This is a genomic window from Microbacterium nymphoidis, assembly GCF_021044885.1.
GTDB classification, from domain to species: Bacteria; Actinomycetota; Actinomycetes; order Actinomycetales; family Microbacteriaceae; genus Microbacterium; species Microbacterium nymphoidis.
In genome coordinates this window covers 112,110-137,159 of sequence record NZ_JAJNOD010000007.1, presented here as the reverse complement: position 1 = coordinate 137,159, position 25,050 = coordinate 112,110, and the positions used below count along the sequence as shown (strand labels likewise).

Annotated in this window: 26 protein-coding genes; 11 read left to right on the top strand and 15 right to left on the bottom strand. The window is 69.3% G+C overall.

Annotation, left to right across the window (positions count from 1 at the left end; translation table 11 throughout):
- Nucleotides 1–402: 402 nt before the first annotated feature.
- From LQ566_RS16530 to LQ566_RS16510, 5 genes are all read right to left on the bottom strand, one after another.
- The gene (locus LQ566_RS16530; protein ID WP_231092872.1) at nucleotides 403–765 is read right to left on the bottom strand and encodes a hypothetical protein; all 363 of its coding nucleotides are present in this window, start codon (nucleotides 763–765) and stop codon (nucleotides 403–405) included.
- Nucleotides 766–785: 20 nt separating this feature from the next.
- Entirely contained in the window at nucleotides 786–1,523 is a 738-nt protein-coding gene (locus tag LQ566_RS16525) for an SURF1 family cytochrome oxidase biogenesis protein (RefSeq protein ID WP_231092882.1), read from the bottom strand.
- Between the two features lie 94 nt (nucleotides 1,524–1,617).
- On the bottom strand, nucleotides 1,618–2,736 hold the full coding sequence (locus tag LQ566_RS16520) for a GuaB3 family IMP dehydrogenase-related protein (RefSeq protein WP_231092881.1): 1,119 nt from the start codon (nucleotides 2,734–2,736) through the stop codon (nucleotides 1,618–1,620).
- Between the two features lie 39 nt (nucleotides 2,737–2,775).
- On the bottom strand, nucleotides 2,776–4,104 hold the full coding sequence (locus LQ566_RS16515) for an ABC transporter permease (RefSeq protein WP_231092871.1): 1,329 nt from the start codon (nucleotides 4,102–4,104) through the stop codon (nucleotides 2,776–2,778).
- The gene (locus LQ566_RS16510) at nucleotides 4,101–4,871 is read right to left on the bottom strand and encodes an ABC transporter ATP-binding protein (protein WP_231092870.1); all 771 of its coding nucleotides are present in this window, start codon (nucleotides 4,869–4,871) and stop codon (nucleotides 4,101–4,103) included. Before LQ566_RS16510 ends, LQ566_RS16515 begins: the two co-directional genes overlap by 4 nt.
- A 124-nt stretch (nucleotides 4,872–4,995) precedes the next feature.
- Between LQ566_RS16510 and LQ566_RS16505 the strand changes: the two genes are divergently transcribed.
- On the top strand, nucleotides 4,996–6,300 hold the full coding sequence (locus LQ566_RS16505) for a sensor histidine kinase (RefSeq protein WP_231092869.1): 1,305 nt from the start codon (nucleotides 4,996–4,998) through the stop codon (nucleotides 6,298–6,300).
- Nucleotides 6,281–6,928 (top strand): response regulator, encoded by a 648-nt coding sequence (locus tag LQ566_RS16500; protein ID WP_231092868.1) that lies wholly within the window; start codon nucleotides 6,281–6,283, stop codon nucleotides 6,926–6,928. The genes LQ566_RS16505 and LQ566_RS16500 overlap by 20 nt, the downstream gene beginning before the upstream one ends.
- A 6-nt stretch (nucleotides 6,929–6,934) precedes the next feature.
- On the opposite strand, the gene LQ566_RS16495 is transcribed toward LQ566_RS16500, so the two are convergent.
- From LQ566_RS16495 to LQ566_RS16485, 3 genes are all read right to left on the bottom strand, one after another.
- Nucleotides 6,935–7,213, bottom strand: coding sequence for a DUF2277 domain-containing protein (locus tag LQ566_RS16495; RefSeq protein ID WP_231092867.1), 279 nt, complete (start codon nucleotides 7,211–7,213; stop codon nucleotides 6,935–6,937).
- A gap of 108 nt (nucleotides 7,214–7,321) precedes the next feature.
- On the bottom strand, nucleotides 7,322–9,025 hold the full coding sequence (locus tag LQ566_RS16490; protein ID WP_231092866.1) for an ABC-F family ATP-binding cassette domain-containing protein: 1,704 nt from the start codon (nucleotides 9,023–9,025) through the stop codon (nucleotides 7,322–7,324).
- 74 nt (nucleotides 9,026–9,099) lie between these two features.
- A complete protein-coding gene (locus LQ566_RS16485) occupies nucleotides 9,100–9,483 on the bottom strand; it encodes a hypothetical protein (protein WP_231092865.1) in 384 nt (127 codons plus the stop codon).
- A 147-nt stretch (nucleotides 9,484–9,630) separates the two neighbouring features.
- On the opposite strand from LQ566_RS16485, the gene LQ566_RS16480 reads away from it, so the two are divergent.
- Genes LQ566_RS16480 through LQ566_RS16460 form a run of 5 tightly spaced genes read left to right on the top strand, consistent with a single transcriptional unit; the run spans nucleotide 9,631 to nucleotide 14,514 of the window.
- Nucleotides 9,631–10,668 carry an iron-siderophore ABC transporter substrate-binding protein gene (locus LQ566_RS16480; protein WP_231092864.1) on the top strand — a complete coding sequence of 346 codons (1,038 nt, stop codon included), beginning with the start codon at nucleotides 9,631–9,633 and terminating at the stop codon, nucleotides 10,666–10,668.
- Nucleotides 10,669–10,687: 19 nt separating this feature from the next.
- On the top strand, nucleotides 10,688–11,731 hold the full coding sequence (locus tag LQ566_RS16475) for a FecCD family ABC transporter permease (protein ID WP_372459819.1): 1,044 nt from the start codon (nucleotides 10,688–10,690) through the stop codon (nucleotides 11,729–11,731).
- Nucleotides 11,732–11,736: 5 nt separating this feature from the next.
- On the top strand, nucleotides 11,737–12,795 hold the full coding sequence (locus LQ566_RS16470; protein WP_231092879.1) for a FecCD family ABC transporter permease: 1,059 nt from the start codon (nucleotides 11,737–11,739) through the stop codon (nucleotides 12,793–12,795).
- Entirely contained in the window at nucleotides 12,792–13,592 is an 801-nt protein-coding gene (locus tag LQ566_RS16465; protein WP_231092863.1) for an ABC transporter ATP-binding protein, read from the top strand. The genes LQ566_RS16470 and LQ566_RS16465 overlap by 4 nt, the downstream gene beginning before the upstream one ends.
- Nucleotides 13,582–14,514, top strand: a complete 933-nt coding sequence (locus tag LQ566_RS16460; RefSeq protein WP_231092862.1) for a siderophore-interacting protein — start codon at nucleotides 13,582–13,584, stop codon at nucleotides 14,512–14,514. Before LQ566_RS16465 ends, LQ566_RS16460 begins: the two co-directional genes overlap by 11 nt.
- A 69-nt stretch (nucleotides 14,515–14,583) precedes the next feature.
- Here LQ566_RS16460 and LQ566_RS16455 read toward each other — a convergent pair whose 3' ends face one another.
- Nucleotides 14,584–15,804 carry an ATP-binding protein gene (locus LQ566_RS16455; protein WP_231092861.1) on the bottom strand — a complete coding sequence of 407 codons (1,221 nt, stop codon included), beginning with the start codon at nucleotides 15,802–15,804 and terminating at the stop codon, nucleotides 14,584–14,586.
- A gap of 139 nt (nucleotides 15,805–15,943) precedes the next feature.
- Here LQ566_RS16455 and LQ566_RS16450 point away from each other — a divergent pair, with 139 nt between their 5' ends.
- Nucleotides 15,944–16,135, top strand: coding sequence for a hypothetical protein (locus LQ566_RS16450; RefSeq protein WP_231092860.1), 192 nt, complete (start codon nucleotides 15,944–15,946; stop codon nucleotides 16,133–16,135).
- 16 nt (nucleotides 16,136–16,151) lie between these two features.
- Here the strand turns inward: LQ566_RS16450 and LQ566_RS16445 are convergent, their stop codons facing one another.
- The 6 genes from LQ566_RS16445 to LQ566_RS16420 form a co-directional block, all read right to left on the bottom strand.
- A complete protein-coding gene (locus LQ566_RS16445) occupies nucleotides 16,152–17,078 on the bottom strand; it encodes a carbohydrate ABC transporter permease (RefSeq protein WP_231092859.1) in 927 nt (308 codons plus the stop codon).
- On the bottom strand, nucleotides 17,068–17,991 hold the full coding sequence (locus LQ566_RS16440) for a carbohydrate ABC transporter permease (RefSeq protein ID WP_231092858.1): 924 nt from the start codon (nucleotides 17,989–17,991) through the stop codon (nucleotides 17,068–17,070). Before LQ566_RS16440 ends, LQ566_RS16445 begins: the two co-directional genes overlap by 11 nt.
- Before the next feature lie 10 nt (nucleotides 17,992–18,001).
- Nucleotides 18,002–19,309 (bottom strand): ABC transporter substrate-binding protein, encoded by a 1,308-nt coding sequence (locus LQ566_RS16435; RefSeq protein WP_231092857.1) that lies wholly within the window; start codon nucleotides 19,307–19,309, stop codon nucleotides 18,002–18,004.
- Between the two features lie 70 nt (nucleotides 19,310–19,379).
- Nucleotides 19,380–20,381, bottom strand: a complete 1,002-nt coding sequence (locus LQ566_RS16430) for a Gfo/Idh/MocA family protein (protein WP_231092856.1) — start codon at nucleotides 20,379–20,381, stop codon at nucleotides 19,380–19,382.
- The gene (locus LQ566_RS16425) at nucleotides 20,378–21,376 is read right to left on the bottom strand and encodes a Gfo/Idh/MocA family protein (RefSeq protein WP_231092855.1); all 999 of its coding nucleotides are present in this window, start codon (nucleotides 21,374–21,376) and stop codon (nucleotides 20,378–20,380) included. The genes LQ566_RS16430 and LQ566_RS16425 overlap by 4 nt, the downstream gene beginning before the upstream one ends.
- A gap of 32 nt (nucleotides 21,377–21,408) precedes the next feature.
- Nucleotides 21,409–22,419 (bottom strand): LacI family DNA-binding transcriptional regulator, encoded by a 1,011-nt coding sequence (locus LQ566_RS16420; protein WP_231092854.1) that lies wholly within the window; start codon nucleotides 22,417–22,419, stop codon nucleotides 21,409–21,411.
- A gap of 71 nt (nucleotides 22,420–22,490) precedes the next feature.
- Between LQ566_RS16420 and LQ566_RS16415 the strand changes: the two genes are divergently transcribed.
- From LQ566_RS16415 to LQ566_RS16405, 3 genes are read left to right on the top strand one after another with little or no spacing between them, the layout of a single operon-like run.
- A complete protein-coding gene (locus LQ566_RS16415) occupies nucleotides 22,491–23,249 on the top strand; it encodes a 6-phosphogluconolactonase (protein WP_231092853.1) in 759 nt (252 codons plus the stop codon).
- Nucleotides 23,246–24,397, top strand: coding sequence for an N-acetylglucosamine-6-phosphate deacetylase (locus LQ566_RS16410; protein ID WP_231092852.1), 1,152 nt, complete (start codon nucleotides 23,246–23,248; stop codon nucleotides 24,395–24,397). Before LQ566_RS16415 ends, LQ566_RS16410 begins: the two co-directional genes overlap by 4 nt.
- A gap of 32 nt (nucleotides 24,398–24,429) precedes the next feature.
- The gene (locus LQ566_RS16405; protein WP_231092851.1) at nucleotides 24,430–25,047 is read left to right on the top strand and encodes a hypothetical protein; all 618 of its coding nucleotides are present in this window, start codon (nucleotides 24,430–24,432) and stop codon (nucleotides 25,045–25,047) included.
- The last annotated feature ends 3 nt before the right edge of the window (nucleotides 25,048–25,050 follow it).

Sequence of the window (25,050 nt, the reverse complement as noted above, 5' to 3'; positions counted from 1 at the left end):
GAATCTCCCACCCCAAAAAGGGGTGACGAGGTTATTTGGCATTTGACAAGTGCACGCTGTTGAGTTCTCAAGGATCGGATGCTCCCACACACCACCCACACGGGGCTTAGCTGCGGGGCAACTTCTCTAGCCTAGACCGGCCGAAACCAGACTGTCAAACCCGACACGCCGACGCTCCGAAGAACACCAACACGCGACCAGACAACCCGACAACCAGGAACCAGGCAACCACCCCACGACAACACCAACCCGAAGGCAACATCATCATGAAGGGGGATCGTCCACCAGCTTGAGGGGAGCCGGACCCGGAGGCCCTCCGCTCTACCCTGTGGGGCGAACAACAACTAACTTACGCGGAACCGAACAACCCGGCAAATCGGCACCACCGGCGGGCGTGTCGCCTCAGCCGGCGATCTCCGCGCCCGCCGCATCCTTCAGCGTCACCCGGTAGGACTCCCAGTTGTCCACGTTGCCCGTCTCCGCGACCACCTCCACGGTGGCACCGCCGGCCGTGGTCAGCGTGCACGTCATAGTCCCGAGCTGATCCGCCGGCTTCACATCCCAGTCGCCGCAGTCCGCACTCCACTGCTCGGTGCTTCCGGTCACCGTGACGTACTCGTTCGAGACGCTCTTCTCGAAAACGTCGCGGCTGATGTCCGCGGGTTCGCCGCCGCCACCGACCACCTGCGGGGTCGGGGCGCACCCTGCCAGCAAGGCCGCGAGGAACAACGCGGGGAGAACCCTTCGACCGTGACGCGTTCCCATGCTTCCCCCTCCGGCCGCGATCACGCCGCGGCGTTCGCCTCTTCGATGGCTTCCACTTCCTTCTCCCACGCATCCTTGCCCAGGCGGTACCAGAGGTAGAAGGCGAAACAGGCGAAGACGACCCACTCGGCGGCGTAGAACAGGTTGAGCCAGTTGATGGGCGACGAGGACTCGGGAGCCGGGGACACGATCGGTTCCAGATCACCGAAGGGCTCGGCGGAGGTCAGGTACTGCCGGTAGACATCGATGCCGTCCGCGTCATGCCAGAGGTTCAGCAGGGCCGCGGTGGACATCCGGCTCATCTCGGTGATGGCCTGACTGCGCGACGGAGCCATGGCGCCCTCGTCGGAGATGAGACGCCCGGTCAGTTCGACGTTCTGGGGCGGAGCGGCGTTGAGGGCCACAGCGGCTGCATCTGCCACACTCCGATCGGGCGTGAAGCCGACCGCGACGGCAAGGGAGGTGGGCGTACTCGCATCGGCGACGCGGAACTGCCCCGCCACCCAGAAACCGGGCTCACCGGAGTCATAGCGACCGGAGACGACGAAGAAGTCCTCCGCGGCGAAGGATCCCGTGACGGAGACCCGCTGGCCGACCAGCGGCTCGGGCAGGTACTCGCCCGGCTTCACCACGTCGGCGATGGGCTCCACCTGCTCGGTGACCCCCTCCGGGATCGGATCCGTGTCGATCGCCCGCGCCAGCTGCCACTGCCCGAGCCAGGCGAACACACCGGCCACCACGAGGCAGAGCGCGAGCATCCCGAGCCAGCGCGCACGCAGCAGCACCTCCCGCAGCGTGGGCGGGAAGATCGTGACGGGGGTGTCGGACACAGGGACCTGCGCTACGAGCGATTCAGCCGGCGGCGTACGGCGCGACGACGACCTCGACCCGCTGGAACTCCTTGAGGTCGGAGTATCCGGTGGTGGCCATCGACTTCTTCAGCGCGCCGATGAGGTTCGCGGTGCCGTCGGAGACGGACGAGGGACCGTAGAGGATCTCCTGCAGAGGAGCCACCTGACCGACCGAGGCGCGACGGCCGCGCGGCAGCTGCGGGTGGTGCGATTCCGGACCCCAGTGGAAACCCTGCCCCGGCGCCTCCTCCGCACGGGCGAGCGCGACGCCCAGCATGACGGCGTCGGCGCCCATGGCGATGGCCTTAACGATGTCACCGGACGTGCCCACGCCGCCGTCGGCGATCACGTGCACGTAACGTCCGCCCGATTCGTCGAGGTAGTCGCGGCGGGCTGCGGCCACATCGGAGATGGCGGTGGCCATCGGGGCGTGGACACCGAGCGTCGCGCGCGTGGTGCTGGTCGCTCCGCCGCCGAAGCCGACGAGCACACCGGCCGCGCCGGTGCGCATCAGGTGCAGCGCGGGTGTGTAGGTGGAGACACCGCCGACGATCACGGGAACGTCGAGGTCGTTGATGAACTTCTTGAGGTTCAGCGGCTCGGCCACGCTCGAGACGTGCTCGGCGGATACCGTCGTGCCGCGGATGACGAAGAGGTCAACGCCCGCGCGGGCGACGGTGTCGTAGAACTCCTGCGTGCGCTGCGGAGTGAGAGAGCCTGCGACGGTCACCCCGGCGGCACGGATCTGCGCGATGCGGTCGCGGATCAGCTCGGCCTTGATCGGCTCCGCGTACAGCTCCTGCATCCGGCGCGTGGCTTCGGCGTCGGGCAGGCCGGCGATCTCGTCGAGGTGCTGCTGCGGGTTCTCGTAGCGAGTCCAGAGCCCTTCGAGGTCGAGCACACCCAGACCGCCGAGCTGACCCAGCTGGATCGCCGTCTCGGGGCTCACCACGGAGTCCATCGGCGCTGCCATCACGGGGATGTCGAAGTGGTAGGCATCGATCGACCATGCGGTCGACACGTCCTCGGGGTTGCGGGTGCGCCGGGACGGCACCACCGCGATGTCGTCGAACGTGTAGGCACGGCGCGCGCGCTTGCCTCGGCCGATCTCGATCTCCATGGTCACCCGTTCAGCCTACCCGGGTCGCCTGAGAGCCGATCACTCCGCAGCGAGGGCGGACATCACGCTCATCCGGCGGCCCGCCAACGCCGGGATCACGGTAGCCGCCACGATGAGGCCGAGCGCGGACCCGCCGATGATCACGATCGGCGCGGGCGCGAGGCGGATGCTGGACGCGTCGACGACGGTGGCGATGAGAACGACGGACAGCACGATCACGGCCATGGCCAGCAGAACGGAGGTGACGACGAGGATCACCGCTTCGCAGACGGCCACGCGCAGCAGCATTCCGGGCGCCGCCCCGGCCGCGGTGAGCAACGCGCGTTCGCGCTGGCGGTCGCTGCCGGTGGTGTAGACGGCTCCCGCAGCGCCCACGATCGCCACGAGCAGAGGCGCGCCGAAGAGGAGGACGAGCTGGGAGGGGTCGATGGAGAAATCGCCCCACGAGTTCGACGGTGCCACCGCGAGGGTCATGCCAGCGGCGTACAGTCCGCCGACCATCGCGATCGCCGCCATGACCGGACCGATCGCCGCGGTGGACGCACTCGCCCGCGCCGCGGCGCTGTTGCGCGCCAGGTACCAGGCCGTGAATCGTGCGGGGACCACCGCGGTCCACGCTCGGAGCACACCCGCATAGACGAGCGGTCCGCCCACCGCGAGCGCAGCCGCGAACAGCACGGGAAGGAGGGGCGCGATGCCCGTGATGCTCTGGTGCCCCTCGCCTCGCATGCTGAGCGGAAGCGCGACCGTGCCGGCGACGGCCAGCGCACAGGCGGCTGCACGCACCCAGCGCCCCCAGCCCGTGGACACCGGCTCGGGCTCGCGCAGGATGCGCACCGGCGAGGTCCGGGAGGCGCTGCGAGCGCCCCGGAGACCCGCCAGCACGATGACGGCGACGCTGGTCACGACCGCCCAGGCGAACGACGACAGCCGGATCGCAGGCTGCGGCAGCCCTTCGCTCATGCTCGCCAGGCCGTAGTCGTACAGGGGCACGTACATGCTCAACCCGAGCAGCCCGCCTGCCACCGCACCCACGAGGGCGGTGAGCATCACCTGCATGACGCTCACCACGAACACCTGGCCGGGCAGGATACCGACGATCTGCCAGAGCGCGAGCGAGCGACGACGCAGGTTCATCACCAGCACCGACGCGGAACTTGCGACGATCAGGACGACGATTCCTGTGAAGATCAGGATGGTGCCGGACAGGCTGGAGAACAGCTGATCCAGATCACCCTCGGCCGGACGTGGCTGCGCGGCGAGCCCGAATGCGAAGGTGAGAGCGGCGCCGACCGCGGCGCTCACCGCAGCCAGGCCGAGCCACAGCCGGAACCCGCGGGCGAGATCGGCGACGATCAGCCGGATCACCGCTGCGCACCAACGGACGCCGCGTGAGCGTGGACCGCAGCGAACACGTCCGCCGGTGTCGGAGAGTGAAGCTGCCCGTGGATCGCCCCGTCGCGCAGCACGATCACGCGGTCAGCACGAGCGGCGGCGTCCAGATCGTGCGTGACGAGGATGACCGCGCTGCCGGAGTGCGCCGCCTCGCTCAGCAGGCCGAGGACGGCAGTACCCGTGGCACCATCGAGCGCCCCGGTGGGCTCATCGGCGAACACGATACGCGGACGCGCCGCAAGAACACGAGCGATGGCCACGCGCTGCTGCTGCCCTCCCGAGAGCTCGCCAGGGCGGTGGGAGCCCCGGTCCTCCAAGCCGACCGCCGCCAGCGCTGCGGTGACATCCGCCGAGTGCACACGGCGTCCGGACAGCCGAGCCGGCAACGCGACGTTCTGGCGTGCCGACAGCGAAGGGATGAGGTTGAACAACTGGAAGACGAAGCCCACATCACGACGGCGCAGCCGGGCCAGGCGCCCTCGCGAGAGCTTCGCGGGATCCTCGCCGAGCAGCAACACCTGACCGCGGGTCGGCGGCTCGAGGCCGGCGAGACAGTAGAGGAGCGTGGACTTCCCCGATCCGCTGGGCCCGACGATCGCAACGAACTCACCCGGGTCCACCGTCAGGTCGACGCCGGTGAGGACCACGGTCTCGGCGCCGCCGCGGCGAGCAGGCGCGTAGCACTTCACGAGATCGCGGGCGACGACGACAGGGGCCGGAGCGGGCGCAGCAGAAGACATTTCTCCACTTCATCGCTGGAACGCATCACGCGACAGCGGGCGGGGTCGCCATCGGAGGTAGAGCTGGCTCCACTCTTTCGCCCCGTGCGGATGGGAGGCCCGCCCCCTTCCCTATCGTGGAGTGATGAGCGCAACCGTCTGGGACGAGCTGCGGCGGCCGCCGCACCGGTTCCTGTTCGGCGCGATGCCGTGGCGCTCGCTCGGATACCTCGTGTTCAGCGTCGTGTGGGCGCTGTTCTGGCTCCTCCTGTTGGTGACGACGCTTCTCCTGATCCCGCTGTGGGCTCTGGTGGTGGGAACGATCGAGCGACGACGGACACGCTGGCTGGGCTTTCCTCCCCAGCAGTCCCCGCATGTGCGGGTCCCGCGCTCGGAGCGGCGGCACTGGCTCAGCATCTGGCTGCTGGAGCCCGCCACCTGGCGGGAGGCGGGGGCGTTGTTCTCGAACCTCGTCTTCGGCCTTCTCGCCCTTCTCCTCGTGGGCACCGAGATCACCATCCTGGTGTTGTGCGTCACCTTCGTCTGGCTCTCCCTCACCGAGACCGGGCGAGTGGTGACGCTGTGGGGTGACGTGAGCTGGGCTCTCACTCCCGAGAAGACACCGATTCTCGTGATCGCGTTCATCGCGACACTGGTGGTCGGCGCTTACGCCAACGCCGTGCTCGCGGGCGCGCAGGCGTCGCTGCTGCGCCTGCTCTGTGCCCCTCGCGATGCCGAGCTGCAGGCACGCGTCGAGCAGCTCACAGCGGCGCGCGCCACGCTGGTGCGCGCGCTGGATGAGGAACGACGGCGCATCGAGCGCGACCTCCACGACGGCGTGCAGCAGGAACTGGTGGCCCTGGGCGCGCGGCTGGCGATCATCGAGCTCGAGGCAGACGCTCTCGTCGCGGCTGGTGCCGGACCGGTCGATCCGGACGGTTCCGCCCTGCTGCACGCCGTCGGCACGGCTCGGGGTGCCGCCGATGCCGCCCTGGATTCGCTGCGTCGCACCGTCCGCGGGCTGCATCCGGCGGTGCTGAGTGATCGGGGACTGGCGGCTGCACTGCAGGAGCTCGGTGGACGCGCCCCCGTGCCCCTGCACCTGGACGTCGATGTGCCCCGGTTGCCCGCCCCCGCCGAGACCGCCGCGTACTACCTGGTCACCGAAGCCCTGAGCAATGCTGCGAAGCACTCTGCGGCATCCCTCGTCACCGTGGATGCCCGCGTGGAGCTCGAGGAGCTGGTGGTGACGGTGTTCGACGACGGCGGCGGCGCGGTGAGCGAAGGGCGGGGGACGGGCGTCGCGGGACTGCGCGAGCGGGCCGCGAGTCTGGGTGGCACGCTGACGGTGTCGACGACGAGCGGGCGCCGGTCCGGAGTGCTGCTGTCCATGCGCGTCCCGGTGCCCGGATACGCAGAGAGGAGCCGGGATGCGAATCCTGCTGGCTGAGGACTCGGCTCTGATGCGTGAGGCCCTGATCGCGCTGCTGGAGCGACTGGGCCATCAGATCGTCGGGCGCGCCGCCTCGGCACCGGAGCTCCTCACCACCTTCGACGCGCTGGATCCCGCCCCGGATCTGGTGATCACCGACGTGCGGATGCCGCCCGATCTCACCGACGACGGGCTGCGGGCAGCGATCGAGCTGCGTCGACAGGTGCCGGAGCAGCCGGTCCTGGTGCTGTCGCAGTACATCGCGGAGAGCTACGCCCAGGATCTGCTCACGCTGCCCGGTGGTGCGCTCGGCTACCTGCTCAAGGACCGCATCGCTCATGTGCGCGATTTCGAACGGGCGCTCTCCGGCATCGTCGCCGGCGGGACGGTGATCGATCCCGAGGTGGTCCGCACACTCCTCGCCCGGTCAGCGCCGGGTCCGCTGGAGGGCCTCACACCGCGGGAGCGCCAGGTGCTGGCGCTCATGGCCGACGGGATGTCCAACTCCGACATCGCCACGGCGCTCGTGCTCTCCGACGCGGCAGTCAGCAAACACGTCGGCAACATCTTCCTGAAACTCGGCCTGTCGCCGGTGGAGGAGAACCGCCGGGTCCGGGCGGTGCTGGCCTACCTGCAGGCGCGCTGAGCGCCGTCAGGCGGTCTGGTACCGGCCCGATGCGACGGCACGCGCGCGCGCCTTCGCCGCTTCCTCCTCGCGGTTCTTCGGCGGCGCACTGGTGACCAGATCGTCCAGCAGATGCTGCGTGATGTGCGCGATCTCGGCGACAGCGCGATCGAACGCCTCCTGGTTGGCGCGCGACGGCTTCGTGGTGCCGGCGATCTTGCGCACATACTGCAGCGCGGCGGCGTGCACCTCCTCCGAGGAGGCGGCGGGCTCGAAGTTGTGAAGGGTGTGGATGTTGCGGCACATGCCCGGCACGATACGCGCGACTGCCGACGCTGACCAGAGGTGTGGCCTCATCGTGCGCACCTGGCTCCCGACGCCGCGGCGAAGGAGCCAGGTGCGCACGATGAACGGTCAGCGCGCCCGCACCACGCGCGCCTCATCCCACACCGGCGTCTCGGTCTCGTAGACCGATCCGTCCGAGCCGAACACCAGGAAGCGATCGAAGCCGCGGGCGAACCAGCGATCGTGCGTTACCGCGAGGACGGTTCCGTCGAAACGGCGGAGGGCGTCTTCCAGCTCCTCCGCCGAGACCAGGTCGAGGTTGTCGGTCGGCTCGTCCAGCAGCAGGAGCGTGGCACCGCTCAGCTCCAGGAGCAGGATCTGGAACCGCGCCTGCTGGCCGCCCGAGAGCCGGTCGAAGTGCTGCTCGGCCTGCAGCACCAGCCCGTATCGGTCCAGCGCGGCGCTGGCAGCCTCCCGCGGCATGCCCTCACGGTCGTCCTCGCCGCGATGCAGGATCTCCAGCAGCGTGCGCCCCGTCCACTCCGGGTGGGCGTGCGTCTGCGCGAACCATCCCGGAACCACACGAGCGCCGAGGATCGCGCGGCCGGTGTGGTCGACGGGAGCCGCCTTCTGCCCCGCTGTGGTGATGTGCCCGAGCGTGCCGTCGGGGTCGGTGCCGCCGCGTGCCAGCAGTCGCAGGAAGTGGCTCTTGCCCGACCCGTTGGAGCCGAGCACGCCCACGCGGTCGCCGAACCAGATCTCCGTGTCGAACGCCTTCATGAGCCCGGTGAGCTCCAGATCCGACGCAATGACCGAACGCTTGCCCGTGCGGGCACCCCGCAGACGCATGTCGAGGTTCTGATCACGCGGCCGCTCCTGCGGTGGGCCGGCGTCCAGGAATCGCGCGAGGCGTGTCTGGGCCGCGTGGTAGCGGGAGGCCATGTCGGCGTTGTTCGCCGCCTGGACCTTCAGCGTCGCGACCAGCTTCTTGAGCTTCTCGTGCTGCTCGTCCCAGCGTCTGCGCAGTTCGTCGAGCCGGTCCATTCGCGCCTCACGCGCCTCGTGATACGTGGCGAACGATCCGCCGTGGACCCACACCGAGGCGCCCGACGGACTGACCTCCAGCGTGGCGATGCGATCCGCCGCGCGGGCCAGCAGCTCGCGGTCGTGCGAGACCAGCAGCACGGTCTTGCGCGTCTCGCGCAGCTGCTCCTCCAGCCAGCGCTTGCCGGGCACATCAAGGTAGTTGTCGGGCTCGTCGAGCAGGAGGACTTCGTCCGGACCAGCCAGCAGCGCCTCCAGCGCGAGACGCTTCTGCTCCCCGCCGGAGAGCGTGGCGAGTTCCCGGTACTGGGCCCGTTCGAACGGCAGCCCCATCGCCGCCATCGTGACACGATCCCACACCGTCTCGTACTCGTAGCCGCCGGCATCGGCGTACTCCGCGATGGCGGTGGCATAGCGCATCTGCGTGTCGGTGGTGTCGTGCTCGATGAGCGCCAGCTCCGCGGCGATGAGGGCCTGCGCCGTGGCACGGATGGCGGCGGGGGCGACGTCGACGAGCAGCGTGTGCACTGTCGGGGAGCTGGCCGGATCCGCCTCCCGCGAGTGCCCGATGAACTGATCCATCACCCCCAGCCCGCCGGCCATGGTGACGGCGCCCGAATCGGGCTTCTGCTCGCCGCGGATGATACGCAGCAGGGTCGACTTGCCGGCGCCATTCTCGCCGATGAGCGCGGTCGTGGTCCCTTCGCCCACGCGGAAGGTGACCTCGTCGAGCAGCGGACGTCCATCCGGCAGCGTGAGCGAGACGGCATTGATATCGATGTAACCCACGGGAAACCCTTCTGCCCGTGTACCGAGCCTTCCAGGCTATGCGATACCCGGGCGTGTCGCCTAATGCGGGAGGGTCACCCCGGGGCGGAGCACGAGAGGGTGGAGCCGTTGTCGAGAGTGTGCACACCGGGGCCGTATTCCGCGCACGCGGACAGGAGCGGGATCGCCACACCGAACACGAGGAACGCAATCAGCGCGATCCACACCAGCGTGATGACGGCGCCGAGCGCGATGGCCACCACCGCGGGGACGTTGCCGACACCACGTCGCCGGGACAGCACAGCACCGACGATGCCCATCACCAGGCCGGCAGGGGCAACCGTCACGCTCAGCACCAGTGCGATGATGCCGAGGATCGTGCCGGAATCGGTCGTGGTCTGGGGAGCGGCCGGCTGGGGCGAGGTTGTCGGTGTCTCGAACGCGAGCCCCCCGGGGAGGGAGTCGTCCCGGTGGGTCATGCGCACCTCCGAACCACGTGAATCCCGCCGCCCAGTATGTCGCATCGTGACCGGAGGACGCTCGCCGGAGCGCGGCAGGCATGCTAATTTAGGCAAGCCTCACCTACATCATATGAAGGCATCCCTCCCACCTCGAAGGAACCAACCGTGCGCCTGTCACGTCTACTCGGCCTCACCGTCACTGCAGCGCTGCTCACCGCCAGTCTCGCGGCCTGCTCCACGTCCACCGCCGCCCCGTCCGAGGAATCACCGGCCGCCGGTATCGCGAGCGCGGACACCTTCCCGGTCACCATCGACCACGTGTACGGCACCACCACGATCGAGAAGAAGCCCGAACGCGTGGCGACGGTCGCGTGGGGCAACGCCGAGGTGCCGCTCGCGCTCGGCGTCGTGCCCGTGGGGATGGCCAAGGTGACCTGGGGTGACGACGACAAGGACGGCGTGCTGCCCTGGGTGGAGGACAAGCTGACCGAGCTCGGTGCCGAGACCCCGGCGCTGTGGGACGAGACCGACGGAATCGACTTCGAGGCCGTGGCGGACACGCAGCCCGACGTCATCCTTGCCGCGTACTCCGGCCTGACCCAGGAGGACTACGACACCCTGTCGAAGATCGCGCCCGTGGTGGCCTACCCCGACGTGGCCTGGGGCACCTCTTACCAGGACATGATCCGTCTCGACTCGAAGGCGCTGGGGCTGGCCGCCGAGGGCGACGCCCTGATCGCCGACCTCGAGCAGCAGGTGCAGACCTCACTCGATGCCCACCCCGCGCTGCGCGACAAGAAGGTCCTCTTCAGCTACATCGACGCCGCCGACATGAGCCAGGTCGGCTACTACACGAAGGCCGACACCCGCCCCGGATTCCTCGCGGATCTGGGTCTTCCCGTGCCCGGCATCGTGGAGGAGTCCGCGGACAGCGACCAGTTCTACCTCACCGTCAGCTCCGAGCAGGCGCAGAAGTTCGACGACGTGGATCTCTTCGTGACCTACGGCGCCGCCGGATCCGACTTCGTCACGCAGCTGCAGGCCGATCCCCTCATCGGCAAGATCCCCGCGGTGGCTGCCGGCGCGGTCGCCGTGCTGGAGAGCGACACCCCCCTCGCGGCGTCGGCGAACCCCTCCCCGCTGTCGATCCCGTGGGGCATCGACGACTACTTCACGCTGCTCGCGGACGCGCTGAAGAAGTAATCCGGGAGTCTGCGCTCTCGTGACCTCCACCCTGATGCCACCCGCATCGGTCGCCGACGTGCTCCGGCGACCGATGCGGGTGCGCCTGCTCGCATTCGGCGCCGGCATTGTGCTGCTGGCCCTGCTGTGCGTGGCATCGGTGGCCTTCGGCGCGGCCGAGGTCACACTCAATGACATCGCCGGCGCGCTCTCGGGCCAGTCGGACACCCTCGCCCAGGCGGCGGTCATCAAGCGCATGCCTCGCACGGTGCTGGCGATCCTGGTGGGCGCCGCCCTCGCGATCTCCGGAACCGGGATGCAAGCGGTCACGCGGAACCCGGTGGCCGATCCCGGAATCCTCGGTGTCACCAGCGGTGCAGCCCTGGCGGTCGTCTGCGGCATCGCGTTCGCCGGCACGACCGATCCGGTCGCCTCCATCGTGCTGGCCGTCATCGGCGCCGCCCTCGCTGCGACGTTCGTCTACGTGGTCGGCTCACTCGGTCGCGGCGGCGCGACCCCGCTCAAGCTTGCCCTCGCCGGAGCCGCGACCACCGCCGCACTCACCTCTCTGGTGAGCGCCATCCTGCTACCGCGCGTGGACATCCTGCAGTCGGTGCAGTCCTGGCAGATCGGCGGGGTCGGCGGCGCCACGTGGGATCGCATCGCGATCCTGGCCCCGGTGCTCCTCGTGGGCGCGCTCATCTGCGTGGTCAGCTCGCGCGGCATGAACTCGCTCGCCCTCGGCGACGATCTGGCCACCGGTCTCGGCGTGCGCGTCGCCCGGACCCGGCTCATCACCACCGTCGGCGCGGTCATCCTGGCGGGCGCGGCCACCGCCATCGCCGGACCGATCGCCTTCGTCGGCCTGGTCGTTCCCCATGTCTGCCGCATGCTCGTGGGCACCGATCATCGCTGGCTCGTCCCGTTCTCCGCCCTCACCGGTGCGTGCCTGCTCGTCGCGGGCGATGTGCTCGGCCGAGTAATCGCCCGCCCCGACGAGATCCAGGTGGGAGTGGTCACCGCGGTGATCGGAGCGCCGTTCTTCATCTGGATCGTGCGTCGTCAGAAGGTGCGTGAACTGTGAGCGTCATGCAGACCCCGCCCCGTACCTCGTCTGCGGCGACGGCACGGGCCGCGATCATCGCGGGCCGCCGGTCGCGCAACCGACGGCGCATCGTGGTGATCGGCATCCTCACGCTCGCGCTCGTCGCAGCCGTGGCCGCGAGCCTGATGATCGGGCAGACCTTCTACTCCCCCTCCCAGGTGATCCGGGTGATCCTCGGCGAGACCGTGCCGGGCGCGTCCTTCACCGTGGGCGAGCTGCGCCTTCCCCGTACCGTGACCGCGGTTCTCGCCGGGACCGCATTCGGGCTCGCCGGCGCCACGTTCCAGACGATGCTGCGCAACCCTCTCGCCTCACCGGACATCATCGGCATCTCCTCCGGCGCGAGTGCAGCCGCAGTGATCGCCATCGTGCTGCTGGGTATGAGCGACACCGGCGTCTCGCTGTTCGCCCTGGGCGGTGCCCTGCTCACCGCTCTGGCGATCTATCTGCTCTCCCACCGCGGCGGTTTCTCCGGAACCCGACTGATCCTCATCGGGATCGGCCTGGCGGCGATGCTCAACGCGGTGGTCTCCTTCGTGCTCTCCCGCGCCGCGTCGTGGGACATCCAGACGGCGATGCAGTGGCTGACCGGAAGCCTCAACGGCGCCTCGTGGGAGCGTGTCGTCCCGCTTCTGATCGCATGGGTGGTCCTGGCGCCGACGATGCTGGCCACCGGACGCTCGCTGCGCATCCTGCAACTCGGCGACGACTCGGCGGCCGGCCTCGGCGTGCGGGTGCAGCCGACACGCATCGTGCTGATCCTCGGGGCGGTGGCGCTGCTCGCCTTCGCGACCGCCGCCGTCGGCCCCGTCGCGTTCGTCGCGTTCATGGCGGGTCCCATCGCGGCCCGGCTGGTGCCCGCCGGAGGCTCTCCGCTGCTGCCCAGTGCCCTGGTGGGCGCGGTCCTCGTGATCGTCGCCGACCTGATCGGGCAGTTCGCCTTCGGCACGCGCTACCCCGTCGGCGTGGTGACCGGAGTGCTCGGCGCGCCGTATCTGATCCTGCTCCTCATCCGCACCAACCGCGCCGGAGGCTCCCTGTGACCGTCTCTCACTCGCTGTCCGCAGACGCACTCACCCTCTCCTATGGCGACCGCACGATCGTCGACGCCCTGGATCTGCAGATCGCCCCGGGACGGGTGACCTCGATCGTGGGCGCCAACGGCTGCGGGAAGTCGACCCTGCTGCGCGCGCTGTCCCGGCTGCTCTCCCCTGTCAGCGGACAGGTGGTGCTCGACGGCGCGGCCCTTCACACGCGTTCCACGCGCGAAGTGGCGCGCGTGCTGGGCCTGTTGCCGCAGAGCCCCACCGCCCCCGAGGGGATCGCCGTGGCCGACCTGGTGGGCCGTGGCCGACACCCCCACCAGCGAGCGCTGGCCCGGTGGAGCGCGCACGACTACGACGTGGTGGCCGACGCTCTGGAGGCGACGGGCACCACGGACCTGGCGGATCGGTCGGTGGACGAGCTCTCCGGCGGTCAGCGCCAACGTGTCTGGATCGCGATGGCGCTGGCACAGGAGACCGACATCCTGCTGCTCGACGAGCCGACCACCTATCTCGACGTAGCGCACCAGGTGGAGGTGCTGGACTTGCTGACCGATCTGTCGGTCGAACGGGGAACCACCATCGTCATGGTGCTGCACGACCTCAACCTTGCGGCGCGCTACTCGGACGAGCTCGTCGCCATCCGAGACGGGCGCGTCCACGCCGCCGGCGCCCCCGCCGACATCCTCACCTCCGAACTCGTCGAGGACGTGTTCGGGCTGCCCAATCAGATCACCATCGACCCCGTCTCGGGCAAGCCGATGGTCACGCCCATCGGGAGGCACCATGTCCGTTGAGACCACCACCGAGGCGACGCCCTTCGTCGTGATCCGGGCCGAGGTGCGCGCGGTGCAGCGCGTCTCGCCGAACTTCGTCCGCGTGACGTTCGGCGGCGCGGCCCTCGACGACTTCGCCACCCCCGGCGCGGTGTTCGACCTGCGCATCAAGCTGATCTTCCCGCCGGCGTCGGGCGTGCTGCCCGAGCTGGATGGGCGAGACGGCTGGTATCAGGCGTGGCTGGCCGTCGATGAGGCCGAGCGCGGCTCCATGCGGACGTACTCGATCCGTGATCTGCGGGTGACCGATGCCGGCACGGAGGTGGACGTGGACTTCGTCCTGCACCTCGCTCCCGGCCTCACCGGCCCGGCGTCATCCTGGGCGAACCAGGCCTCACCGGGCGATGAGCTGATCATCGCGGGTCCGCGGCGCGGTCACGACTGGGGCGGCATCGAGTACGCACCCGGTGACGCGACATCGGTCCTGCTGGCCGGCGACGAGACCGCGGCTCCGGCGATCGCGCGCGTCCTGGAGGACGCCCCCGCGGACCTCCGCGGCATCGCGTTCATCGAGGTGCCCGACCCGGCCGATGCCCTGCCGATCGCCGCGCCGGATGGCGTGCAGGTGTGCTGGCTCCCGCGCGGCGATGCTCCGCACGGCACACTCCTGCTGCCCACGGTGCTCGGCCACCTCGGCGCCGCGCCCACCGCGGAGGTGACCGACGTAGAGACCGAGAACCCGGTGTGGGAGACTCCCACCTTCTCCGGACTCGGTGAGGAGCTCGATACGTCCGCTCCGCATGCCGACCGCTACTTCTGGATCGCGGGCGAGAGCGGCGTGGTCACCACTCTGCGTCGTCATCTCGTCAAGGACGTCGGCATCGACCGCGCACAGGTGGCTTTCATGGGCTACTGGCGCCGCGGTGTGGCGATGAAGGGCTGAGAGCCCGCACCGACGCTCAGCGTGGCCGCAGCTGCGAGCCGGCTCTGCTTCGCCGGGCAGCGCTTCATCTCATCGACTCTTCTTGCGACGCTTCTCAACGTCGGGTACCACCAGTTTCGGCACCGCGCGCAACATGAACTTGTCGAAGTCGGGAACAGTAAACGCGGCGTAGCCATGCTCCGGGGTGTAGAGAAGCCCCATGTTGATGAGTTCCGCCCTCGTCGGGCCGAGTTGGGTGGATTCCCGCCCCATAACCCTGGCCACATCGGCAGCCTTTTGAGCTTCCGGACCAAGCTCTGCCATCGCTCGCATGTACGCCGTCTGCAACGGAGTGGCGCGATCGAGGCGAACTCTGAAGAACGAGCTGTCTAGTTTCGCCTCGTAGGCCTCCCGCGCGGCCTCCACGTCACGACGAAGGATCGGCGATCCCTCGGAGATTGCCCATACCTGAGACCCCAGCTCTTGGATGAAGTATGGATATCCCCGCGTGATCTGCAGGGCGAGCCGCACCGCGTCGTCCTCGTAGGACACGCCCTCCGCGAGCGCCGGCTCGACAAGGGCTTTCCGGGCATCCGCTTCTCTGAGCGAGTCGATCTTGGGAAACTGGAACAAACGCTCGGCATATGACTTTGCGTCTCCCGCGAGCTCCGCGATCTGCGGCAGACCTGCGCCGACGAACGTCACCGGCAGCTTCCGCTGCACCGTCTTGTGAATCGCTTGAATGAGCGCTTCGAGTTGAGGACTCGTGAGGAACTGGACCTCATCGACGAGAATCGCAACACCTCGTTGCTGCTCGCGCGCGAACTCGCCCACGGCGACCAGGACATCCGTGAGGTCCATCGCCAGATCGCCATGATCCGCGGCGCCCTCAGCTGCCTCGACATCCCAGGAGAGCGACCATGTTCCCTGGTGGTCAACCGCGACGGCGAAGGCAGTGATCACGGACGCGGCACGGCGCGCGCGATCCGTCCACCGGGCACGCGGCGACAGGCGCAGGACCGCAGCCTTCAGCAACCCCGCCAGGTTCTGCCGGAATCGGGTGTCGTCGTGCTTGCTCGCCTCGATCTCCAGAACTTCCCAGCGCTCAGCCTCCGCGATCTCGCGGAACTCGTTGAGCAGTACAGTCTTACCCACGCCGCGCAATCCGGTGATGATCAGCGACTGGTTGGTCTTGCCACGAGCGAGGCGTTTCAGAAGAGCGGTGAAGGCGTCCCGCTGCTCGTCTCTGCCAGCGATCGTCTCCGGGGAAGCACCGGCGTTCGGGGTGTACGGGTTGCTGACGCTGTCCATGTCGACCTCTTACTCGGTGAGTTTATGACAGTATCAGAGCTTTATTAGCTTTCAATAAAGTTATCTAAGGTGGGAAAACTCCACACGGGTCAGGACCACCGCAAGCCTCCTCCGCACCGTCAGGGCGCAGACTGTGTGCATGGGAATGTTCACGCAGAAGCCGGAGGAGCCCGCCGAGTGGGCGGGGCTGCCCTCCGAGCCGGTCCGCCGCGACGACACCGACCTGGAGCCCGCGGTCGGCACCGAGCTGCTGCTCGACGGGACCGCGAGCTCCATCGGCATCGAGTTGTCCGCCTACACGGTGGAGGTCGAGGCGGGCGACGCCGACTGAGCCGTCCGCCTCGGCCTCACTTGAGACCCGTGGTGGCGACGCCGCGAACCAGGTACTTCTGACCAAAGAGGAATGCCAGGAAGACCGGCAGGATCGAGATGATCGACATCGCGAACAGCGGCCCCCAGGAGCTCTGGCCCTGTGAGTCAATGAAGGCCCGCAGCGCGGGCTGCACCGTGTAGGCCTCCGGCGAGGTCAGGTAGATGACCTGGCTGAAGAAGTCGTTCCACGTCCAGATGAACGTGAAGATCGCCGTGGTCGCCAGCGCCGGTGTCATGAGCGGCAGGATGATCTGAGAGAACGTGCGGAAGTGTCCGCAGCCATCGATGCGCGCCGCCTCATCCAGCTCTCGGGGCAGGCTTCGGATGAACTGGATCATAAGGAAGATGAAGAAGCCGTCGGTGGCGAAGAACTTCGGCACGATGAGGGGCAGCACCGTGTTCACCCAGCCGACCGAGTTGAACATGATGTACTGCGGCACGATGATCACCTGCAGCGGCAGCATGATGGTCAGCAGCATGAGCCCGAACATCCATTTGCTGCCACGGAAGGTGAGCCGAGCGAAGGCGTAGGCGGCCAACGAGCACGACACCAGGTTTCCCACGATCGCGCCGAGCACCACCAGCGCGGAGTTCAGCAGATACCGCCCGAACGGCTGCGAGAGCGCATCCCACCCGAGCGTGTAGTTCTCCAGGGTCATGCCCTCCAGCGACAGCCCGGGGGTGAATACGTCCTCGCTCGGGCGGAAGGAGGCGACGAGCATCCACACGAGCGGGTACAGCATGAGCAGGGCGAGCAGCGCCAGGCCCACGTGCTTGAAGATCGACCGCACGCGTCCGGCCGGGGATGCGCTTCCGCGAGGACGGCGCGGTGCAGGGCGGCCGGTGATGATCGCCTCGGTGACCGAGGAGTCAGCGGTCGTGTCGACGAGATCAGTCCTCATAGAACACCCACCATTTCGAGAGCCAGAAGTTGAGCGCGGTCACGGCCGCGATGATGATCAGCAGCAGCCACGCCATTGCCGAGGCGTACCCCATCTGGAAGCCCGGGAAGGCCTTCTGGTACAGGTACAGGGTGAAGAAGAGCGTCGCGTCGGACGGTCCTCCGGTGCCGTTGGAGACGACGAACGCCTGGGTGAACGTCTGGAACGCACCGATCACCTGGAGCACGAGGTTGAAGAAGATGATCGGTGACAGCAGCGGGAGGGTGATCGAGAGGAATCGGCGCACGGGACCCGCGCCGTCCACCTGCGCCGCCTCGTAGTACATCCGCGGGATGTTTCGCAGGCCTGCGAGGAAGATCACCAGCGGCGACCCGAAAGTCCACACGTGCAGCAGGATCAGCGTGCCGAGCGCCGTGTCCGGATCCGCGATCCAGCTCGCTCCCTCGACCCCGAACATCGCCAGCACCTGGTTGACGAGTCCGTCGGCGCCGAACATCTGGCGCCACAGCACGGCGATGGCCACCGACGAGCCGAGCATCGACGGCAGGTAGAAGGCGGAGCGGTAGAAGGACATCCCCCGCATGCCGCGATCCAGCAGCATCGCCAGGCCCAGCGCCACCACCAGCTGGAACGGCACGGCCACCACCACGTAGGTGACGGTGACACCGAGCGCGTGCTGCAGCCGCTCGTCGGTGAGCATCTTCTCGTAGTTCTGAGTGCCGATCCAGGTCGGCGGCTGGAGCAGGTTGTACTTCGTGAAGGACAGGAAGAACGACGCGACGACCGGGCCGAGGGTGAAGGCGAGCATGCCGATCATCCAGGGCGCGAGGAAGCCGTAGGCGGCGAGGGATTCCCGGATCCCCTTCCGCCCGCGCGGGCGGCTGGGGATCCGGGTGAGGGTCGGAGCGGTCACGGTGCGTCTCTCAGCCGGCTGCGGCCAGCAGATCGGTGAGTTCCTGGTGCACGTTCGCCGATGCCGTCGCCGGGTCGGCCTTGCCGAAGAGCACGTCGGAGATCCCGCGCTGGATGACCTGGTCGTAGGTTCCTCCGCCGACGGCCGGCACCGGCGGTGCCGCACCGAACGCGTCGGCGTTGTCGGTGGTGAACGCGATGAGGCGCTGTTCGGGCTCACTCACCTTCGAAGCGATTCCCTCGCGGATCTCCGTGTTCAGCGGGAGTCCGCGCTCGGCCAGCAGAGCATCCCCCGCGGCCGGGTCGTTGAGCAGGAAGTCCACCAGCTTGGCGGCTTCGGCCGGATGCTTCGAGGTGCTCGCGACCGAGTAGTACATCGCGCCGCGCAGGTACTCACCCGTGGCCTTCGCGTCCTTGTCGGCGGGCAGGCGCAACAGGGTCAGCGGAGAGCCGAGCGTGCCCTCGATCGTGGTGAGCAGGTTCGACCAGGCGAAGCCCATGGCGCTCTTGCCTGTCGCGATTCCCCACTGGTCGGGCGAGAGCACCATCTGCTCGGTGATCACCGATGCAGCCGGCGCGGCGCCGGAGGTGCTGAGGTCGGAGACCAGCTGGAAGTAGCCGGTCAGATCTCCCTCGCCGAAGCCGACCTTGCCGTCGGCGGTGAAGAGCGACTTGCCGTGCTGCGCCAGCCACGCGTTGGTCACCGGGTCGCCGATGATCGAATCGGTTCCCACCGCGCCCACGCCGGCCTTGCTGAGCTTCTCCGCCGTGGCCAGGTAGTCGTCCCAGGTCCAGGTCTTGTCGTCGGGCATCTCGACGCCCGCCGCCTCGAACAGCGCGGGGTTCGCGAGCACGGCGGGATAGTTCGCGCCCGCCTGCAACGCGTACAGCGTGCCGTCGACCTCTCCGGCCGCCACGCCACCCGCGTCGAGGTGCGACTGGTCGATCCCCGACTGGTCGTCGAGCGGCAGGAGGACTCCTCGCCCCGCGTACTCGGCGAGGTAGGCGTCGCTCATCTGCATGACGTCGGGCGTGTTCCCGCCGGCCGTCTGCGTCGCCAGGCGGTCCCAGTATCCCGCCCAGTCCCCGAACTCCGCTTCGACGGTGATGCCGGGGTTGGCGGCTTCGAAGGCGTCGATGGCCGCCTGGGTGTTCTTCTGCCGAGCATCGGAGCCCCACCAGGCGAACCGGATGGTGACATCTCCCGCGGCCGCCGAGCCGTCACCGGTGGGAGCACCGGCGGGCGCGCAGGCCGAGAGCGCGAGGGCGCTAACGGTCGCCGCGGCGAGGGCCGCAGCGAGTCGAGTGGTGCGATTCATGGACTACCTCCGTTGGTAGCCGCGCTCCCGAGGGGGTCGGTTGCGCGGATCGGGTGTGCGATGGGGTGGATCAGGTGAGCGATACGGTCCGAGCGGTGCGCGCGGATTCGTAGATGCCGAGCACGGCAGCCAGGGCGCGCCGGCCGTCGGGCAGGCCGATCGCGGGGGCGCGACCGGCGGCGCGGGCATCGAGCAGGTCGGCGTACTGGGCGCGATGGGCCCAGTCGATGCTGGTCCATCCCTCCGGTGCGCTGTCATCGACGATCTCCTCACCATCCGCGAATCGCAGGGTGAGGCGGCCGTCGGCGACGGTGGCCGAGCCTTCCGTTCCGAAGACCGACAGGCGAACGCCGCTCTCGGGGAACGCCGCGGTCGAGGCGAACACCGTGCCGACGGCACCCGAGGCGAAGCCGATGGCGGCGCCGACGACGTCCTCCACCTCGATTCGCTCGTGCGCGACGCAGGATGCCGCCGCCGTGACCGTAGCCGCCTCGCCCAGGAACCAGAGGAGCAGATCGAGGGCGTGAATGCCCTGGTTCATCAGCGCGCCGCCGCCGTCGCGGTCCCGCGTCCCGCGCCAGTCGCCGGAGTCGTAGTAGGACTGCGGACGGAAGAAGGGGGATTCCACGGTGCCGCCGGTGAGGTGGCCCAGACGACCCGCGTCGATGGCCTGCCGGAGCGCGGCGGAACTGTCGAGGAATCGACGCTGGCTCACCACGCCCACCGTCCGTCCGGTGCGTTCCGCGGCCTCGGCCACCCGTGCGGCCGCGTCGAGCGTGATGTCGATCGGCTTCTCCACCAGCACGTCGCACCCGAGTTCGAGGGCGCGCACGGCCAGGTCGGCATGTCCGGCGCTCACGGTGCAGACGCTGACGACGGCGGGAAGAGCCCCGGCGGCGGCGAGCTCGTCGAGGGAGCCGGCGACCCGTGCTCCGCGAGGCCCGGCCAGCAGGGCGGCCTTCTCGACGTCCGTGTCGACCACGGCGCTCACGCGAGCGCCGTCGAGCGAATCGATGAGCCGCGCGTGCACGCCGCCGATGAATCCGGCCCCGACGATGGCGATGTCTGTCATGCGGATGCCTTCCAGGAGAGCTCGATGCCACCCCGGCGTGCGCTCTCCTCGGCGAGGAGGGCGATGCGAGTGACCAGGAGTGCGTCGGCGGTCGCCCCCGCCGCATCGGATCCGCCCGCCAGCAGCGCGTTCAGGGCGTCTTCGGCGGGTCGTCGTCCGGGGGCCAGCTCGACCGTGCGGCGCGGCGCGTCCACGGTGGTGAGCTCGAGCACGCCGCGACCCCAGTACAGTTCCGCCGTGCCTTGCGTGCCGACGACGCGCATCCGGTAGTCGCCGTGGATCTCGGAACCGCTCGGCGTCAGCCAATCGACCTCCGCGGTGAGGACGGCGGACGATGCGCCCGGGGTGTCGAGAGTGACGACGGCTCCGCCGTTCAGAGCGAAACCGCTCTCCAGCTCGGCACCGGTCCATCCCCGTACCGAACCGCTCGTGGCCCCGGTGAGGGTGAGGGCGATGTCCACGTCGTGCACGAGCAGGTCGGCGAGGATGCCGCCGTAGGTGGCGGGGTCGAGGAACCAGGGTGCGCGGATGCCCCGCAACAGCTTGTGCGGCGCCCAGGAGGCCAGTGCCACCGGGCGACCGAGCTCCTCTGCCGCGGCGACGGTGGCCAGCGTCTCGGGGTAGGTGCGCTTCTCCAGCATCAGGGAGATGTTCCGACCGCTCTCGGCCTGAGCCGCCGCGATGCGCTCGAGCTGGTCGAGGGTGATGCAGAGCGGCTTGTCGCACAGCACGTCCGCGCCGCTGTGCAGTGCGGCCAGGACGATGTCGGCGCGCTGGGCGTACACCCCGGCGCAGGCGACGATGTCGGCGCCGAGGCCGAGGAGCTCGTCCAGTGATTCGGCCACCGGGGCGCCGAACTCCGCGGCGATGCGCCGCGCGGCCTCAGCGTCGGGGTCGAAGACACCCCGCAGCTCGATGTCGGCCCGTTCGCGGATCTCCGCGGTCACGTAGTCGACATGGGAGTGCGCCACGCCGGCGATCACAATGCCTGTCATGTGGGCATTGAATCATGCAACCGCTTGCAGTGTCAACGATGACGTGAGCGAACAGGTGCGACGCTGGCACGGTGGACCAGGTGACCGGCGATCGCGGTCCGCTCGTCCACGTCGTCCGCATCGCCGCGGATCAGCGCGAGCAGTGCCTCGAGGGCGACCGCCCCGCTCGCCGCGCTCCCGCCGGCGATGGTGGTGAGGGCGGGCAGCGTGGTGGCAGCCAGCACGTCATCGCAGCCGATGACGCTGAAGTCGGCCGGAACCTCGAGGCCGACGAGCGTGAAGCCCGCGAGCACCCCGTGCGCCACCACGTCGTCGAAGGCCACCGCGGCCGTGGCGCCCGTGGCGATCAGCGATCCCACGCACTCGCGTCCCGCCTCGTAGCTCGGCCGCCCGAGCTCCAGAACGGACACGCTCAATCCCGCGGCCTCGGCCGCCGCAAGCACCGCGCCGCGGCGCTGCGCATCCGCCCAGGTGGCGGGTGGACCCGCGAGGTACGCAATGTCGGAGTGCCCCATCGCGGCAAGCAGTTCCACCGCCTCCCTCGCGCCGGTGGCCGCATCGACCAGCACCCGGCGAACGCCGGGGACGTCGCGATTGATCAGCACGGTGGGCGTGTGCTCGGAGAGTTCGAGGATCCGCTCATCGGCGAGCCGCGACGAGGCGAGGATAAATCCGTCGACTTGCGGCTCCAACCGATCGATGAGCACGCCCTCGCGCTCGGCCCGCTCGTCGGAGTCGCCGAGGAAGACCGCGAACTCGGCCTGTTCGGCACCGTTCTCCACGGCGCGCACGAGCGGGGGGAAGAACGGATTCGCGATGTCCGGCACGATCAGGGCGATGTTCGAGGTGCGCCCCGTGGAGAGGGCGCGCGCGCGAGGATCCGCCGAGTAGCCGAGCTCGGCTGCGATCCGCCGGATTCGATCGACGTTGTCGGCCTTGATCAGTTCGGGTCGGGTGAACGCGCGTGAGGCGGTCGACTCTGACACGCCCGCGGCGTGCGCGACGTCGGCAAGCGTCACGCGGCCCTTTCGCTTCGAGGTCATGGCTCAACGATACCGGCGACCCCGCGAAACCCGGCTTGACTTTGCAAGCGGTTGCATTAATCTTGCTCGACATGAGCACGCCCTCGTTCGCCCTGCACACCCATCCCGATCGCATCGCCATGGGTGCGGCCGCCGCGGCCTCCGCCGCAGCGACCCTCCGCACCGCCATCGCCGAGCGCGGGTCCGCCCGCATGATCGCGGCAGCCGCCCCCAGCCAGCTGGATGTCTATCGCGCGCTGGCCGCGGAGCCCGGGATCGACTGGAGTGCGGTGACGATCCTGCACATGGACGAGTACGTGGCGCTGGACCCGGAGGCGCCGCAGCGCTTCAGCGTGTGGCTGCGGACACATCTCGTCGACGCGGTGGGCGATGCCCGTTTCCTGCCGCTGCGCCCCGAGCTGGGTGTGGCCGAGGCCATCGACAGCTACAGCGCCCTTCTCGCCGACGGCCCCATCGACCTGGTCTGTCTCGGCATCGGCGTCAACGGCCACATCGCCTTCAACGACCCGCCGGAGGCGCGTTTCGATGACCCTGCTGCGGTGCGCTCCGTCCGTCTCGACGAGGCCAGCCGCATCCAGCAGGTCGACGACGAGTGCTTCGATACCCTGAGCGATGTGCCCACCCACGCACTCACCCTCACGATCCCGGCGCTCCTCGCGGGTGCCCACCTCGTGTGCGCGGTGCCGGATCGACGGAAGGCGGACGCTGTTCGTGCGCTGATGGAGGAGCCGGTGGACCCGGCGTGGCCCTGCACCGTGCTGCGGCGTCATTCCCGCTGCGAGGTCCACGTCGATGCGGACGCCGCGGCTCTCCTCCCGGTGGCGGGATGACCTCGCTGATCCTGCGCGGCCGCGACCCGCGAGACGGCGCCGGAGTCGCAGTGACGGTGGTCGGCGATCGCATCGCCGCGCTCACCGCATGTGACGTGGATGCGGACAGCCCGTGGATCGCGCCAGGCCTGGTGGACCTGCAAGTGAACGGACACGGCGAGGGGGACGCCAACGCCTCCGTCCCGGACCCGGAGCAGATCATGGCGATGGCGCGCAGCCTCGCCGCCGTGGGTGTGACGCGGTTCCTGCCGACGATCATCACCGCATCAGCGTCGGACATGCTGGCGCGCATCAACGCGGTGGTCGCGGCAACCGACGATCCGCTCGCCGCCGACATGGTGGCGGGCATCCACGTGGAGGGCCCCAGCCTCTCACCCGAGGACGGCCCCCGGGGCGTCCATCCGATCGAGCACATCCGCCCGCCGGCGATCGATGAACTGCAGTCGTGGCTGGATGCGGCACCCGGCCTCCTCCGCATCGTGACGCTGTCGCCCCACCACGCGGGCGCCGTGGAGGCGACGCGCTTCCTGGTGTCGCACGGTGTCCGCGTCTCCATCGGACACACGCACGCCGACGACGACCAGATCCGCGCCGTGGTGGACGCGGGCGCGTCGCTGTCGACCCACCTCGGAAACGGAGCGCACGGGGTGCTGCCCCGTCACCCCAACTACCTCTGGAGCCAGCTGGCGGAGCCTCGCCTGACAGCGGGACTCATCGCCGACGGGCACCACCTTCCCGATGCGACGCTGCGCACGATGATCGCGGCGAAGCGTCCGGGTCCGGACGGCGAACACGGCGCGTTCCTGGTGAGCGATGCGGTCGCCACCCCCGCAGCTCTTCGCGACGGCGGCGTCTCCACGGTCGGCGGCGGCGTGGAGATCGCGGCGGACGGCGCGCTGCGCCATCGCGCCACCGGGTTCCTCGCCGGCTCGATCCAGACGCTCGACGTGGGAGTCGGCACGATCGCATGCCTGACCGCATCCCTCGCGCAGGCGATGGACCTCGCGGCGGACGCGCCCGCACGGCTGCTCGACGGCGCCGCACCCTGGCGTGTCGGGGCGCGGGCGGACGTCCTGCGATTCACGTGGAAGCCCGGCGACGAGCGCATCCGGCCGGTATCGGTGCACATCGCCGGGCGGGAGGTCTGACGTCGTCCGCCCTCCCGCGGCAGACTGGGTGTGTGGAGATCTCCTCGCCTGGACCGACCGCGGATGAGCCGGCGCGGCCCCGCTTCACGCGCCTTGCCGAGGTCATCTCCGAGATCGCAGGTCCCGCCCCGCTGCTGCTGATCGGGCTGCTGCAGGTGGGACTTCCCAGCGGAGCGGTCGCCGCGACCATCGTGTCGGTCGTGACGATGGCGATCCTGCCGTACGCGTCGACCATCTGGCTGGCACGGGCGGGCAGGCTGAGCGGCAGGTTCGTGTCCAACCGCCGTCAGCGCATCCCGATCCTTCTCGGCACTCTGGTGGTCGTGGTCGTGGGTGCTGTCGTCACGGCACTCATCGGCGCACCGCGGCCGTTGCTTGCGCTGGCCGTCCTGGCGGTGGTGACCCTCGCGGTCGTCTCGATCGTGACCCTGCGCTGGAAGCTCTCCATCCATGCGACGCTCGCGGTGTTCTTCGCCGGGCTGCAGGTCTGCCTGTACGGCGCGATCGGCCTGGTCGCGCTCGTGATCCCCGCGGCCGTCGTGTGGGCACGCTTTCATCTGCGCGCCCACACGCTCGGCGAGCTGGCCGCCGGCGCCGCGCTCGGTGCCGCGATGAGCATCGTCTACGCTCTCGCGATCACCGCGGCGTGAGCG